The sequence below is a fragment of the Lujinxingia litoralis genome (genome assembly GCF_003260125.1).
In the GTDB taxonomy this organism is placed as follows: domain Bacteria; phylum Myxococcota_A; class Bradymonadia; order Bradymonadales; family Bradymonadaceae; genus Lujinxingia; species Lujinxingia litoralis.
Genome location: NZ_QHKO01000007.1, coordinates 41,997 through 56,579, shown reverse-complemented (window position 1 = coordinate 56,579; position 14,583 = coordinate 41,997). Strand labels below are relative to the sequence as shown.

Sequence of the window (14,583 nt, the reverse complement as noted above, 5' to 3'; positions counted from 1 at the left end):
TAAGGATGCAACTCATGGATTTTAAACGTGACATCGTCGCTACAACTCTGATGTTAAGTGGCGTGGCGCTGATGATGATGCAGAACCTGGGATGTCAATCGGCGCCGCCCGCCGCACAGGCTTCGGAGCCCACGCCGGAAGACGCCCGGGCCGCCGACCCCGGCCAGGCCGCCAGGCCCCTGCCGGATATGTCCGACGTGTTTGAAGCCGGCAGCTGCGATGAGTTCAAGCTGATCCATATGGCCCGGGAGATGTATTCCGCAGCCATCCACCTCTCACCCGACCAGGACCTGGCCGCCGAGGGACTTCGCCGCCATTGCGCTGACCGCCGGGGGGTTGAGGGCTGCACCTGCGAGTCCTTGCGCCAGTTTTTGATGCGCTCCACCTACGTGCAGTCCAGCATCTCGCAGGGCTGTGCGCGCTCAGAAGAATGCCGGAGCGAAGGAGTCTGCGAGGCCGTCCCGCCCAATGACGGCTCCTGGCTCAAGGAGCTGGAGCCCGCCGTGCTGCTCTCGCGCGCCGCCTCCCCCGGGGTGCTCTCTTGCGGCGACTCTGCCTTATGCCAGGCCTCGAACGCCGGATGCGCCCGCAGCGCGAACTGCGCGCTCAAAGGCAACTGCGCGCTCGGCAGCTCGGGGAGCTGCGTACCCACCCGGGACGAGCATTGCCTGCAGAGTCAGAACTGCCAGCAAAGTGGGCATTGCGCCCTGGAGGAGGGTCGCGATTATTGTACCATCGACAGAGATGCCAGCTGTCTGCGAAGTGATAGCTGCCGGATCTATGGGGATTGCTCCTACACCGAGCGGGGGGGATGTGATGCCCAATCCCAGGAGCTCTGCGAGGCCTCGCAGGGCTGCCGCGACCACGGACGCTGCTTTCTGTCGGCGGAAGTCCCGGGCGACGTCAACGACATGTACAGCGAGTTCTATGGCAAAAGGCGCCAGTGCTACTCCAAGGTGGACGAAGCCGTAGAGCACACGGTGCGCATGCTCTGGACCGAGGCCTACGCAGCAGCCTCCCTGATCCCCCTGCGCGCCGGACTGGAGCGTTTCAAGCAGGAGCAAGGGAAGTTTGAAACCTACCAGGATTACTGGCAGCTCAATCGCGATGGCGTCCCGGACCCCGACGACGAAGATCGCCATGTGCGCGTGAACCTCACACTCGACCAGACGTCTACCCAATTTTACGTCGAGTGCCGCCAGGCCATGGAGCTGGCAGCGGACGTGCTCGCGCCACAAGTGTGGCGTTGGGAAGGCTTCGAGGTAAAGCTCGAGCCCTATCGCGTCGTAACGGACGACCATGTCTTGATCGATAGCAGGAACTCGTATTGCAGCGGATACCGATCGAACAATGGCGACTCCGTTGCGTTGGTCTCATGGGTGGGGCCCATTCTGACGGTCTCTCACGCGTGGGAGTCCACCGACTCCCGCACCACCGTCTTCAGATACTGGAAGAGCTACGACCTGCGAAGTGGTGAGGAGGCGCCGGTCGACGCGCTGGTGGAGATGGCGTCGGTGATCGAGGCTTTTAAAAAAGACCCCTGGGTCGACGAGCAGATCACCTCGTATGTGCGGGGTATCGAGGAGCGGCACGCCAGAGGAGACGAGACCGATGAGCGTCTGCAAGAGGTCCGAGAGTGGGTGGCCCGCTTTGAAGCCTCCGACTCCCCGGAGGAGCTCAGCACCATGTTCAACGAAAGAGTCGACTACGAGAAGGTCGAACTGGCGCAAGGCCCCTACGCCCTGGGCCCCTTTGACGAGGAACGCGGCCTGGTCAAGATGTATCTGGCAGTCACAAGTTACGAAGCGGTGCACCTGACCGACTTCATCACCCTGAAGCTCTGGGTGAAACCGCGCCCCGAATACCTGGAGGCCATCAAACGAGGCGACGGCATCGGGGCGCTTGTCTCGGAAGGCGATCTTACGCCGGGGGGCTTTGATGTGTTGAACATACATAACGAATAACGCACGCCGGGGGGGCTTGAGGGGTTTGCGATGGCGGGCGATTCGTGTGGGCGGTGGGGGGGCGCGTTGTGGTTGGGGGGGTTGGGAAGGGGCGCGATCGGGGGTTCGGTGTTCGACTGGGCGTCGGGGGATGAGGCGCGGGGTGGGATAAGGCGTTGGGAGGGGGGGGCGTCGGCCGGGCTCGGCGAGGACCGGGGAGCGGGGTGCCACCGACGATCCACACTTGTGAGATCCGTGCGGAACGCGCACCCTTTCACGCATAGAACGCGTGTGTTTTTCACAGAGCCTCTCTCAAGGTCTGGCCATGAAGATTGGGATCGATCGGTGTTTCTCCCGGCTGCTGATGCTCGCCAGCCTCAGCACGCTGCTACTTCCGTTTACCGCCGGGGAGGCCGCCGCCCAGGAGGAGCTTCCCGAGGTGCTCCAGCCCTGGGTGGATTGGACGATGGCCGACGTGGCGAGCTTCGGGTGCTCGATGCTCGACGACACGCTCCGCTGCGCCTGGCCGGGGAAGCTGCGCCTCGATGCCCGGGCAGAAGGGGCGAGCTTTGAGATGGAGGTCTGGCTCGACCGCGCCACGGATGTGGAGCTGCCCGGGGGTCGCGGGGCCTGGCCGCAGGAGGTGCGGCGCCAGGGCCGGGCGCTGGTGGTCACCGGGCAGTCCACGCCGGTGGTGCGCCTGGAGGCCGGGGCGCATACGCTGAGCGGGCGCTTTGAGTGGTCGCAGATGCCCGAGGTGCTCCGGGTGCCCACCTCCACCGGCATCATCGAGCTCTCGGTCGGGGCACTCGCCGTGGACCACCCGCGCCACGACGCCGAGGGGCGCCTCTGGCTTAAAGAGGGGCGCAGCGGGACGGTGACCGAGGCCGACAGCCTGCGCGCCTCGGTCTCCCGCCGCTTCGACGACGGGGTGCCCCTGCGCATCACGACGCGTCTGGAGCTCAACGTCTCCGGGCGCGCCCGGGAGGTGGCGCTGGGGCAGGTGCTGCTTGAGGGCTCGCGCGCCATCGCCCTGAGCTCCCCCCTCCCGGTGAAGGTGGAGCCGGGCGGCCTGGTCAGCGTCTACGTGCGACCGGGCACCCACGTCATCGACATCGACGCGGTCCTCGCCAGGGCCGGCACCGAGGCGCTGAGCGTGCCTCCGCGCTCCACCGACGTCTTCGATGCGCAGGAGGTCTGGGCGTGGTTCCCCGATGAGCTCGTGCGCTCGGTGGAGCTCGACGGGCTCAACGCCATCGACCCCGAGCGCACCACGCTGCCCGAGGCCTGGCGCGGTACCACGACCTTTCTGGCCGACGCCCAGAGCACGCTGACCCTGCGGGAGACCCGGCGCGGCCAGCTCGACACCTCGCCAAACCTCCTGGAGCTGGAGCGCCAGATCTGGCTCGACCTCGACGGCCAGGGCGCGACCTCGCGCGACCGCTTAAGCGGCACGATGTCCCGCGGCTGGCGCCTGGACTACGGCCCGGGCGCCGAGCTCGGGCGCGCCGCCCAGCGCGGCACCGACCTGCTGATCACGCGCCAGGACGACGCCGGAAACCTGGGCGTGGAGGTGCGCGACGCCTCGCTCGACATCACCGCCGATATTCGCCTGGACGAGGGGCTCTCCCGGCTCGACATCGTGGGCTGGCAGCACGATATGCAGCGCCTGGACGCCACCCTCTACACCCCGCCGGGCTGGTCGGTGCTGGGCGGGCGAGGCGTCGACCTGATCGTCGGCTCCTGGGTCCACTCCTGGGATCTCCTCAGCTTCTTCTTTGTGCTCATCGTCGCGCTGAGTTTCGCAAAACTCTTTGGCTGGCCCTGGGGCCTGGCCGCGGCCATCGCGCTCTGCCTGACCCAGGGCATGGACGACGCCCCGCGCTGGATCTGGGTGCATCTGCTGGCCACCGGGGCGCTCTTGCGCGTGCTCACCACCGGACGCTTTCGCAAGGTCGTCATCGTGTACCGGGCCGCGGCGCTGGTGGCCCTCTTTGTCCTGATGGCGACCTTTACCCACCGCCAGATCCGCCAGGCGATCGCGCCCCAGGCCTACCCGCAATCGCACGCCACCCACTGGATCGATGCCGCCTTAAGGGGCGCCGAAGAGATGAGCATGGCGGAGTACGACATGGCCCCGGCCCAGAGCGAGATGGCGCCGGCGCCCGACGTCCAACGCAGCAAAGGGGCCGCCATCCTGGGCTCGGTGCCCGGCGACGCCAGCAAGTACCGCAAGGCCGAGAAGAGCGTGCAGCAGGTCGATCCCAACGCCGTGGTGCAGACCGGGCCGGGCGTGCCCTCGTGGGAGTGGCAGAGCTGGCAGATGATCTGGACCGGGCCGGTGCGCGCCGGGCACCAGGTGCGGCTGTGGCTGATCTCCCCGGCCCAGAACGTGGCGCTGACCGTGGTGCGCCTGGCGCTCCTGATCGCCCTGGCGCTGCTGATCATCGGCCGGCGAGAGATGACCTGGCGCGATCCGCAGGACGGTGAGGCGCCGGCCCCCCGCGGCCCGGGGGCCGCGGGTCCGAAGATGCGCGGCGGCAAAGCCGCCGCCACGCTGGGGGTGCTCCTGGCGCTGAGCGGCGCGCTGGTGCCCGCGGCCCAGGCCCAGGAGATCCCGCCCCCGGCCCTGCTCGAGACCCTCAAGGCCCGCCAGCTGGCCGCAACCCGCTGCCAGGGCCCCTGCATCAGCGTGAGCCACGCGGCGATCGAGGTCGATGACCTCGATCTGGTGATGCGCGCCGAGGTCCACGCCCAACAACCCGCCGGCTGGCCCCTTCCCGGCCCCGACGATCCCCTGCGCATCACCGAGGTGCGCGTCAACGGCCAGCCCACCCACCAGCTGCGCCGCTCGGCCGAGGGCCTGGTCAGCGTGCGCCTGCCCCAAGGGGTACACCGCGTGGAGGTCCGCGGCCGACTGATCCACCGCGCCACCCTCACCCTGCAATTCGACCCGGCGACGCGCCCCCGGCTCACCACCTTTGAGAGCGACGACTGGACGGCCGACGGCATCGACAACCAGGGCGTCGTCGACGGCACCCTCCAGCTCACCCGCCAGGCCGACGCCGGGGCCCAGCCCGACACCCCGGAGCTCCCGGCCAGCCGCGAACTGGAGCCCTGGTTCGAGGTGCAGCGCCACCTCGCGCTGGGCGTCTCCTGGCAGATTCACACGACCATCCTGCGCACCCAGACCGAGCGCCCTCAACCCCTGCGCTTCCCCCTGCTCGCGGGCGAAGCCGTGATCACCGAGGGCTTTCGCGTCGACCAGGGCCACGTGCTCCTCGACTTTGAGCGCGGGGAGACCAGCCTGAGCTTTACCAGCGAGCTGCCCATCCAACCCTCCTTTGAGCTGCAGGCCGCCACCCAGAGCCCCTGGACCGAGATCTGGACCGCGGAGTGCAGCGCCATCTGGCGCTGCGAATACGAGGGCCCCTCCCCCATCGAGACGGTGCGCGACGGCCTCCACCAGCCCCGCTGGCTGCCCTGGCCCGGCGAGTCCCTCAAGGTGTTCGCGCTGCGCCCTCAGGGCGCGCCGGGGCAGGCGACCACGGTGGAGAACGTGGTGTATCAAATCACCCCTGGCGAGCGCCTTTTGCAGGGCACCATCGAGCTGCGCATTCGCTCCTCGCGCGGCGCCTGGCAGACTCTCACACTCCCCGAAGGCGCCGAGGTCCAGAAGGTGTTGCACCAGGACAAAGAGACGGCGATTCGCCCCCGCGAGGGCCAGGTGCGCCTGCCCGTGCAACCCGGCTCCCAGACCTACCGCATCGAATGGATGCAGCCCTGGGAGCGCGGCTTCCGCGAGCACTTCCCCCCGGTCGACATCGGCAGCGACGCGGTCAACCTGACCCAGGAGATGCACCCTGGCCAGGCGCGCTGGCTCCTGCTCACCACCGGCCCCGGCTGGGGCCCGGCGGTCCTCTTCTGGAGCCACCTCATCATGCTGATGATCCTGGCCACGCTCCTGGGCCTCTGGAAATACTCCCCCCTGCGCCGCCATGAGTGGCTCCTCCTCACCATCGGGCTGGCCCAACACCCGGTGGTGCTCCTGGTGCCGGTGGTGGGCTTCTTCGTCGTGTTGCAGTGGCGCCGCCGCCAGCCCCTCCCGACGCCCTGGCAGTTTAATCTGGTGCAGCTCCTGCTGATCGGCCTGACCCTCATCACCATCGGCTGCCTCTACGGCGCGATTCACTCCAACCTGCTCGTCGATGTCGACATGCAGGTCCACGGGATGGGCTCCCATAGCGGCCTGCTGCGCTGGTACACCGACCGCAGCGCCGGCCTGCTGCCCACCGCCGGCATCATCTCGTTGCCCATCTACGTCTGGCGCGGGCTGATGCTCCTCTGGGCGCTCTGGCTCTCGTGGAAGCTCCTCAAATGGGCCCCCTGGGCCTGGCAGGCCTTCAGCTTTGACGGCCTCTGGAAGGCCCTGCCTCGCCGCGCCCCACGCCAGAACCCGCCGGCCGGCAGCGCGTCAGCGCCCCGGCCGATGGGTGATGAGCGGGTGAAAGGGGCCGAACGTCCCGAGGGGCCGGAGACGTCGGAGGGAACGAAGACGGATGGGCAGGTCAAGGGGCCCGAACGTCCCAAGGGGCCCGAACGTCCCGAGACGTCGGAGGGGCCTGAAGATTGAGGGGCGGGGGGGGGACGGGTGCGGTGGGGGGGCTCGCACACCAAAAGCTCCGAGCGTATCCAGGGCGGGGCTGACAAGGAGCCAGGAGGAGTAAGTAGCTTTAGCTACGGCGACGACGCAGCGACGCGGTCAGCGTCGTCCTGGGGCGCTCGGCCCTGACTCGTGTCGAAGCGCTCGTCGCACCTCCCCGCACGGCCCTGACTCGCGTCGAAGCGCTCGTCGCACCTTCCCGCACGGCCCTGACTCGCGTCGAAGCGCTCGTCGCACCTTCCCGCACGACCCTGACTCGCATCGAAGCGCTCGTCGCACCTTCCCGCACGACCCTGACTCGCATCGAAGCGCTCGTTACATCTGCTTTAGGCGCCCCGGACGTCATCGAGCGCTTCGCTGAAGGTGTTTCAACCGCAGCAAGACCCGTCGAGCGCTCTGAATGGCGAGTTTAGCTGGCAGACGACGCGTCGAGTGCTTCGTCAGATGTGGCTGAGTCGGCGCAAGGGGTGTCGAGCGCTTTGGGGGTTGGGTTTAAGCCGGGAAGAGGGCGTCGAGGGGTTCGGCGAGTGTGTTTTAGAATGAACGCGAGGCGTCGAAGCGCATGGGGGCTGGGGGATCGGCGGTTCGGCCTGTTCGGGTGATGAACTGATTGTGGTCAGGTGGTCAGGTGGTCGCGGGGCGCCACGCTTCGCGATGTGGGTCGATTCGTGTGGGCGGTGGGGGGTTCACGCGAATTAAAAGCTCCGAGCGTATCCAGGGCGACGCCTGACAAGGAGCAAGGAGGAAGCTGTGGCAGCGCCACCGCGACGACGCAGCGACGCGGTCAGCGTCGTCCTGGGGCGCTCGCACACCAAAAGCTCCGAGCGTATCCAGGGCGACGCCTGACAAGGAGAGAGGGATGAAGCTGTAGCAACGCTACCGCGAATCCCTATCGACGCGGTCAGCGTCGTCCTGGGGCGCTCGGCGGCTGGGGCGCTCAGCACCGCAGTAATTTCATTGCAGCCAACACACACGCCACTTCCCCGTAACACACCGGCCCCTGACTCGTTTTGACGATCGCGCCCTGCCCGGCGTTCGGGCCGACCCTGCCTACGGCCTCCGCGATGATGTTGCGTTGCTTCTCCGTAACAACGTGCTCGACGGGAATCAGGCCCACCTCGATGGCGGCGGCCAGGTGATAACGGATGGTGCTTTCGGTGCACTGACGCTCCTTCGCGACCCTGTGAACGGAGTGTTTTTCGCACCAAAGCCGATAACTCTCAGCCTGGGTTTTGGAGAGACGTTTCAACGCCTCTTCATCCACCTCAGTACATGACGCCGCCCCCTTCGCCGCGTTTTGTGCCGACGCGCTCGCACTCGCCACAGCCTTCGCCGGGGGTGTCCACGTCTTCGCCGGCGCGGCCTTCTGCACTGGCGCGGCCTTCTGCACTGGCGCGGCCTTCTGCACTGGCACACCCCGTGGCTTCGGCGAAGGAAGTTCCACAAGCTCCGACTTTTTGAGGAGACCATACGCCTGGCGAAAGACCGCTTCGTAGAGATCCGCGTGCTTCTGGCGGTCGATGCAGAGCCCGAACTCCACGCTCTCGCGGCTGCCCGACAAAAGATTCATCGAGGTGAGGAGCGCCTGTTTATCGCTGATGTAGATCTTGGCGTGCAGCCTTTTCAGCGCCAGGGGCTCGAGCTTCAGATCCCGAAAGTGGCGGATGACCTTCTTCTCCCGCATCTGATCCTCGCGGATCAGAAACTTGATTTTGACCCCGGCCTCCCGCGCATCCACCAGGGCGTCGCGCAGGTGGCGCCAGGGATCGAAATATGGCGAGACGATCACCAGCCAGCTCTCCGCCGAACGCACAAGCTCCACCAGGGCGTTGGGCACGGCATAAGGCTCCAGAAGGTCTCCCGACGCGTTTTTTGATGCAAAGCTCATCGACATCTCCGTCTTCAACTCATGGCTTACCGGTGAGCTTTGTATATAGGACAGGGTCACGATTTCGGACAACGGGCCATTTTCGAATCTCTGAGCCTTTTGATGAACGCGCGCGAATGGCCCCGGATTCAATCGCCCGAAAAGGGTGGTTCTAGTTAACCTTGTTTGCGTGAGGAGCCGGGAGCTCGAGGGTAGGAAGCAGCCCCCTCCCCGCACCATGTATTGCCGCCAACACAACGCCACCTTGCCACACCACATCCGCGCGGCTGGTTTTGACGCTCCGTCCCACATCAGCTATGCAGGGCACGTTTCATACATATGTATACAACGCTGCGGCGATCTCGTCGGAACAGGCGAGTTCTTCAGGCGACCGCCGGCAATATGAACTGATATTTGTTTCAATTTTGATCTGAGGTGATCTCGTATGACACGTATTTTAGTGGCCTGGACGGCAGCGTTCATTCTGCTGGCTTCGGCGCCGGCCATGGCCCAGGACTGGTCCCAGACTTTTCATCCGGATTCTTTACCCCCGGAACTCAGCGAGATCCGCGTGGTGATCGCCACGGGCGGGCCGGGCGCCGTCCCGGCCGGCCAGGCGCTGCGCGAAAACCTGCGTCAATCGGGCTCACCCATGGTGATCGATAATCCGGTGATAAGCGATGTGCAGGGGCTTGCCGATCTCGATGTGGTGGAGCGCCTGGCGCACCTGCCGGTCGATGCCGTGGTGATCGTTCGCACCTTCGGTGACGAGACCGAGACCGAAGCCCCCGAAGAGGCGCCTGCGGAGAGCGGCCCGGAGGCGTCCGCGCCCGACGCCCCCGAAGCGACCAGCGGAGCTCCCGAACTCGCGGCCGACGCCGCCGACGCCCCTGCAGAAGGCGCCGACCAAGAGCCCGCGCCCGCAGTCAACGCGGCGGCTGCGGCCATGGCGATGATCACCTTTTACAGCCTCGACGGTGCGGCCATCGCCGGGTTTATGGTGTATCCGGGCGTCGCGTTGACCTCGGAACAACGTCGTAACGTCGGCCGGGGGATCTCTCAGGAGGCCTTCGATGCGACAAAAAGCGCCCTGGAGGACGCCCGGGCCGGGGAAGAAGAGAAGAGCGGGCGCCTGCGCCTCCTGCAGGGCAATGGGCGAGACTGGAAGCTTCTGGACAGGGAGACCGGCGAAACCATCATGCATGCCGACATCTACCGCCGGCTCGAACGCGAGGACCTGGCCGCATCCTATGAGGCCAACGCACAGCGCCAGGCGCGCCGGGCGTCTCTCGGGAAGGTGACCGGCTCGCTCGGGCTGGCAGCCCTGGCGATCGGCTCCACGCTGGCGATCAGCACCTACGTTCGCCAGCTCCCCTCGGAGTCCCCGGCGGTGGCGGGGTGCTCAGACTACGGCCACCCCCGGGTGCAGCAGAACTGCCACTCTCAGGAGTCCTTTGATGCGCTCTCCGGTCAGCGCGTCGCCGGCATCTCGCTGCTGACCGCGGGCATCGTCGGAGCGTTCACCGGCCTGGCGATCTACTACTCCCGCAGATCCATTGAACTGCATCCGCTGAACTTTCCGAAGACACGCGAGCTGGTCAAAGAGGCCAATGCCGCCGCGACGCGTGAGGACGAATCGGGCGACGCGTCGCCCGACCAGGCACTCCCCCGGGCCGACCAGACCGATGAGATGAGTCTGGAGTTTGCCCCCTATCTCCAGAGCGGCCCGGATACACAGGGCGGCTTGCAGCTACGGGGGCGCTGGTAATGATGTTGACACGCTCAGGTAAGAGACATCTGCTCCTGGTGCTCGCGGTGGCCGCGCTCTGCGCGCCGCGGCCGGGGCGCGCCGCCGCCCAGGAGTCCATTCTCCAAGAGATCCAGCGCGAACAGCGCGAGCTCTTCACCCGTGTGGCGCCCTCGGTGGTGTTCATCACCCATGAAAACGGGCTGGGCTCGGGCTTTTTTGTCTCCTCCGACGGGGTGATCCTGACCAACGCCCACGTCGTCCAGCAACACCCCCAGGTTCAAGTCGTCCTGCACGACGGGCGCCGCCTCACCGGAGAGGTCATCGAACTCGCCGAAGACCGCGATCTGGCGCTGGTGAAGGTGCAGGTCAACAACGTCGCCCCCCTGCGCATGGCCGGTATGCACGACGTGGCCGTGGGCGACTGGGCGGCCGCCGTCGGCCACGGACGCGGGGCGATCTGGACCTACACCACCGGGATGATCTCAAACATCTATCCCAGCGGCGAAGAGAGGCCCCTCTTTCAGACCCAGATCCCCCTGAACCCCGGCAGCTCGGGAGGGCCGGTGGTGAACCTCCGCGGCGAGGCCATCGGCGTGGTCACAGCCGGACTCACCGATGCCCAGAGCATCAACTTTGCGATTCCGCTGCAGCAGGCCATCGCCCACCTGCCCACGCTCAGCGAGCGCTGCGATTGTCTGGTGATCGAGCTCGCCAACACCACTCCGGTGTACGTCAACGACGTGATGGTCGGCTCCGGCCCGCGCGTGGTGCTGATGGTCGAGGAAGGCATGTATGAGGTCGCGGCGCTGATCGACGGCCGCCTGGTGCGCCGGCAGGTAAGTTGGCCGCAATCCCGCAAAATCACCCTCGGAGAATGATGATGAAACGTCTCAATATAAAACCCCTGTTGCTTTCATTATCTCCCCTTCTGGCACTGGCCTGTGGCCCGAACCTCTTCACCGGGGCAGAGGTCACACTGGAGGTCGGTGACGAACTGCTCCAGTTCACCTCCGACGACGAAATCAAAGTTGATTCGACCTTCAATGTTGCGTCTGGTCGCTACAGGCTCTCGTTATCCCGGGAGGGGCTCTCCCTGAGGTGGCCCTCCGGGGAGCCGGGAACCTACAGCGGAGAGCTCGTCGACCTATCCTGGGAACACGACGAGAATTACAGCACGAATAGCTACCGCACCATGTTCTGCCCGAACCGGGACATCGAAAGGACCTCGATTACGGTGACAAGCAACGAGTACGGGCTGATCAGCGGCTATTTCTCGGGCTATGTATGCCACTTTTGCGTTACAGACGAGTGCGAGGGCAGGCTCTGGCTCGAGGGAAACTTCGCGGCCAGCATTGATGATTCCTGGTTCTAACGAAAGAGGCCCGGCGCCCCAAAAAGCCCGCGCCCCCCTGAGGATTCAGGGGGGCGCGGGCTTTTTGGGGTGCATAAACTCGCGACCTTTGGGATGAGCTCGGAGCATAGCTCTCTCTATCTGGCGGCATCAGAAGCCCAATCCGGGCGAAGACGAATCGGGCGACGGAGATCGTGTTGCGCGCTCGGCTGGTGGCCAGGGTTTCGCCGCGCGTCACGATCTCACGGGTGTTTGAGGATATGAGTCGGTTTGGGAGTGGTGGGGGGCGAGATGTGCTGCTTTCGCTTATCGCGGATGCGGAGGATGGAGGGAGGTATGCGTATCGGTGAGGAGATTGGGGCGACTAAAATCGATAAGCAGCCCGGAACGCAGTCCACCTGTTCGCCATAAATACAATGACCATTTTGGTCATTCTGTACGCCCTGGCCCCCGGAGAATCCCATGACCAGCCAGCTATCCGTCACCGAACTGCGCCAGAACTTCTCGGACAGCCTCAACCGTGTTTCCTACGCCGGAGAAAGGCTGATCCTCCACCGCAACGGGAAGCCCTCCGCCGCGCTGATCTCGTGCGAAGACCTGGAGTTGCTGGAAGCACTCGAAGATCAGCTCGACATCAAGGCCGCACTTAAAGCGCGCAAAGAGGGTGGGCGAGTCAAGTGGACCGACCTCAAGCGCGAGCTCGGCCTGGACGACGAATAACGCGAAGTCAGTCGTCTTACCCCAACCGCCCCCCCACCCCCGAGAACCTCCGCGCGCGGCGCTCCGCCCCCACGCCGAGCAGCCTTTCTGACCCCACCAGAAGCACGCTCTTACTCGCCCGCGTGATGCCCGTGTAGAGGAGCTCGCGGGTCAAAAGCGGCATGTCCTGCGCCGGGAGCACCACGGCGATGTGGCGGAACTCCGAGCCCTGGCTCTTGTGGACGGTCATGGCGTAGGCGTGCACCAGGTCGTCGCGGAGCTCGCCAAGGGGGTAGGCCACCAGGCGTTCGCCGCGCTCAAACACGGCAAAGGGCTGGGTCTGGCCGCCGGCGTCTTTGCACCAGACGACGACGCCCTGATCGCCGTTGAAGAGGTCGCGCTCGTAGTCGTTGCGCAGCATCATCACCGGCTCGCCGACGTACATATCGTAGAGGGTGGAGCCCTCGGCCGGGCTGCGGGCGATCTCGCGGCGGAAGCGGCCAAAGGCGGCGTGGAAGCGGCGGTTGAGTGCCTCGGAGCCCGTCTCAAACACGCGGGTCAGGGTGAGCACGCGGGCGCGGGCAAAGTACGCCATTAACGCGCGCAGCTCGGCGCGGGCCTCGGGGGCAAACTCGCCATGGGCGTCGCGGGTGTAGGTCTGAAAGATCAGGTCGCGGGGCACCCCGGCCAGGTGGTGCTTGAACCAGGCATCGATGAAGGCATCCAGGCGCACACTCCCGGGCTCCTCGTCGGCGCCGGGCGCCCCGGCGCGCCGCGCTGGCGACCAGAGCTCCACGCCCTGCCAGCGCGCCGCGTCCATCTCCGAGAGGGTGTCCACCTGGGGCGGCAACGCCCCCGGGGCCTCCCCTGCCAGCCCCGCCCCCACCGCCCGGGCGACCTGCAAAATCGCGCGTCCGGCCGGGTCGTCTTCACGCATGCGGTGGCTTTTGGTCAGGCGCACCGCGTGGCGCGCGGTGCGCCCCTGGCCGGGCGTGGCCGCCAGCGGGTCGAGCGCCAGCTCGCGCCAGGGCAGATCGGTGGCGGGCACCTCGGGGAGCAGGTCCCGCAGCACCGCGCCGGTATCCACCGAAGGCAGCTGGTCGGCGTCGCCCAGCAAGACCAGGCGCGCGTCATCGGCCAGCGCCTGCGCCAGCGCCTCCATCATGAAGAGGTCGATCATCGAGGCCTCATCGACCACCACCAGCTTCGCCGGCAGGCGATGATGCCGATGATGGCGAAAGGTGCCGGCGCGCGGCGAGTACCCCAGGAGGCGGTGAAGCGTGGCGGGCGCGGGGAGCTCGTGGAGGAGGCGAGTGTCGAGGTCGCCGGGGTCCTGCACGCCGGTGAGCTGCGCGCGAATCGACTCCGCCATGCGGTTGGCAGCCTTCCCGGTGGGCGCGGCCAGCGCGATGTCGGCCACCTTAAGCCCCAGGCGCGCGGCCAGGCGCAGGATGGTGACCACGATGGTGGTCTTGCCGGTGCCCGGCCCCCCGGTGATCAGCGCCAGCGGGGCGTGCAGCGCGCTGAGTGCGGCCAGCTGCTGCTCGGGCCCCGGGCGCACCGGATGCCGGGTCTGACCATCGCTCCAGGTGGTGGGGCGCTTCTCGATCACCTCTTCGAGCGCCTGGCGCACCTCCCCGGGGTCTGGCGAGGTGTCGGGGCGGCGCAGCATCTGATCGATGGCCTGGGCCAGGCGCTCCTCATGCAGGAGCATGCGCTGGTGGTAGAGGCGCCCCTGATCCACGATCAGCGGCTTGAAGTCACCGGGCTGCCCCACGATCGCCGGCGCGCGCTCCTCACTCAGCAGCGTTGCAAAGGCCGGGAGCAGCGCGTCGATCTCCCAGCCCGCCGGCGTCGGCTGCGGCAAAAGGTGGCGCAGGGTCGCGCGCAAATACCCTTCCTCGCCATCCTCCAGGGGCATGTAGGTGCTGCCCATCGACTGCGCCAGCATGCTGGCGAGCACGACCATCAAGAGCGCGCGGTGCTCGGTGGCGCTGAGCCCCTCCTGAAGCTGCACCAGGTTGAGCGCCAGGTTCAGGCGCGCCCGCGAGATGCCCTGCCCCTCCAGATGCGCCCCCAGCGCCGAGACATCCCGCGCGCTGAGCAGGGAGGCATCCACGCGAAAGGCCCGCGCGAACACCCCGCGCCCCCCGGGCGCCTCCTCCGGCTGGCGAGCCTGGGGCTTCTCGGCCGCGTCTTGCTTCTTCCATGCACTTAATAAATCGAGCTGACTCATCATCTGCCTCATTCACGCGTCGCAGGCCCCACATGGCCCGCGCTCATCGCCCAGCATCCCATCGCCACGCGCCC

Annotated in this window: 8 protein-coding genes; 6 read left to right on the top strand and 2 right to left on the bottom strand. The window is 66.6% G+C overall.

Annotation, left to right across the window (positions count from 1 at the left end; genetic code table 11):
* The first annotated feature begins 14 nt into the window (after positions 1 to 14).
* Together DL240_RS14475 and DL240_RS14470 are read left to right on the top strand one after the other, a co-directional pair.
* Complete coding sequence (locus DL240_RS14475) at positions 15 to 1,964, top strand: hypothetical protein (protein ID WP_111730619.1); 1,950 nt, start codon at positions 15 to 17, stop codon at positions 1,962 to 1,964.
* 304 nt (positions 1,965 to 2,268) lie between these two features.
* A complete protein-coding gene (locus DL240_RS14470; RefSeq protein ID WP_111730618.1) occupies positions 2,269 to 6,576 on the top strand; it encodes a hypothetical protein in 4,308 nt (1,435 codons plus the stop codon).
* Positions 6,577 to 7,543: 967 nt separating this feature from the next.
* Here DL240_RS14470 and DL240_RS14465 read toward each other — a convergent pair.
* Complete coding sequence (locus tag DL240_RS14465; RefSeq protein WP_158542597.1) at positions 7,544 to 8,494, bottom strand: helix-turn-helix domain-containing protein; 951 nt, start codon at positions 8,492 to 8,494, stop codon at positions 7,544 to 7,546.
* Between the two features lie 424 nt (positions 8,495 to 8,918).
* Here DL240_RS14465 and DL240_RS14460 point away from each other — a divergent pair, with 424 nt between their 5' ends.
* The 4 genes from DL240_RS14460 (at position 8,919) to DL240_RS14445 (ending at position 12,294) form a co-directional block, all read left to right on the top strand.
* Positions 8,919 to 10,241 (top strand): hypothetical protein, encoded by a 1,323-nt coding sequence (locus DL240_RS14460; protein WP_111730616.1) that lies wholly within the window; start codon positions 8,919 to 8,921, stop codon positions 10,239 to 10,241.
* Between the two features lie 2 nt (positions 10,242 to 10,243).
* Entirely contained in the window at positions 10,244 to 11,101 is an 858-nt protein-coding gene (locus DL240_RS14455) for a S1C family serine protease (protein WP_158542596.1), read from the top strand.
* 2 nt (positions 11,102 to 11,103) lie between these two features.
* A complete protein-coding gene (locus DL240_RS14450) occupies positions 11,104 to 11,595 on the top strand; it encodes a hypothetical protein (protein WP_111730614.1) in 492 nt (163 codons plus the stop codon).
* A gap of 441 nt (positions 11,596 to 12,036) precedes the next feature.
* Positions 12,037 to 12,294, top strand: coding sequence for a type II toxin-antitoxin system Phd/YefM family antitoxin (locus tag DL240_RS14445; RefSeq protein WP_111730613.1), 258 nt, complete (start codon positions 12,037 to 12,039; stop codon positions 12,292 to 12,294).
* Positions 12,295 to 12,310: 16 nt separating this feature from the next.
* Here the strand turns inward: DL240_RS14445 and recD are convergent, their stop codons facing one another.
* Positions 12,311 to 14,509 carry an exodeoxyribonuclease V subunit alpha gene (gene recD, locus DL240_RS14440; protein ID WP_158542595.1) on the bottom strand — a complete coding sequence of 733 codons (2,199 nt, stop codon included), beginning with the start codon at positions 14,507 to 14,509 and terminating at the stop codon, positions 12,311 to 12,313.
* Positions 14,510 to 14,583: the final 74 nt, after the last annotated feature.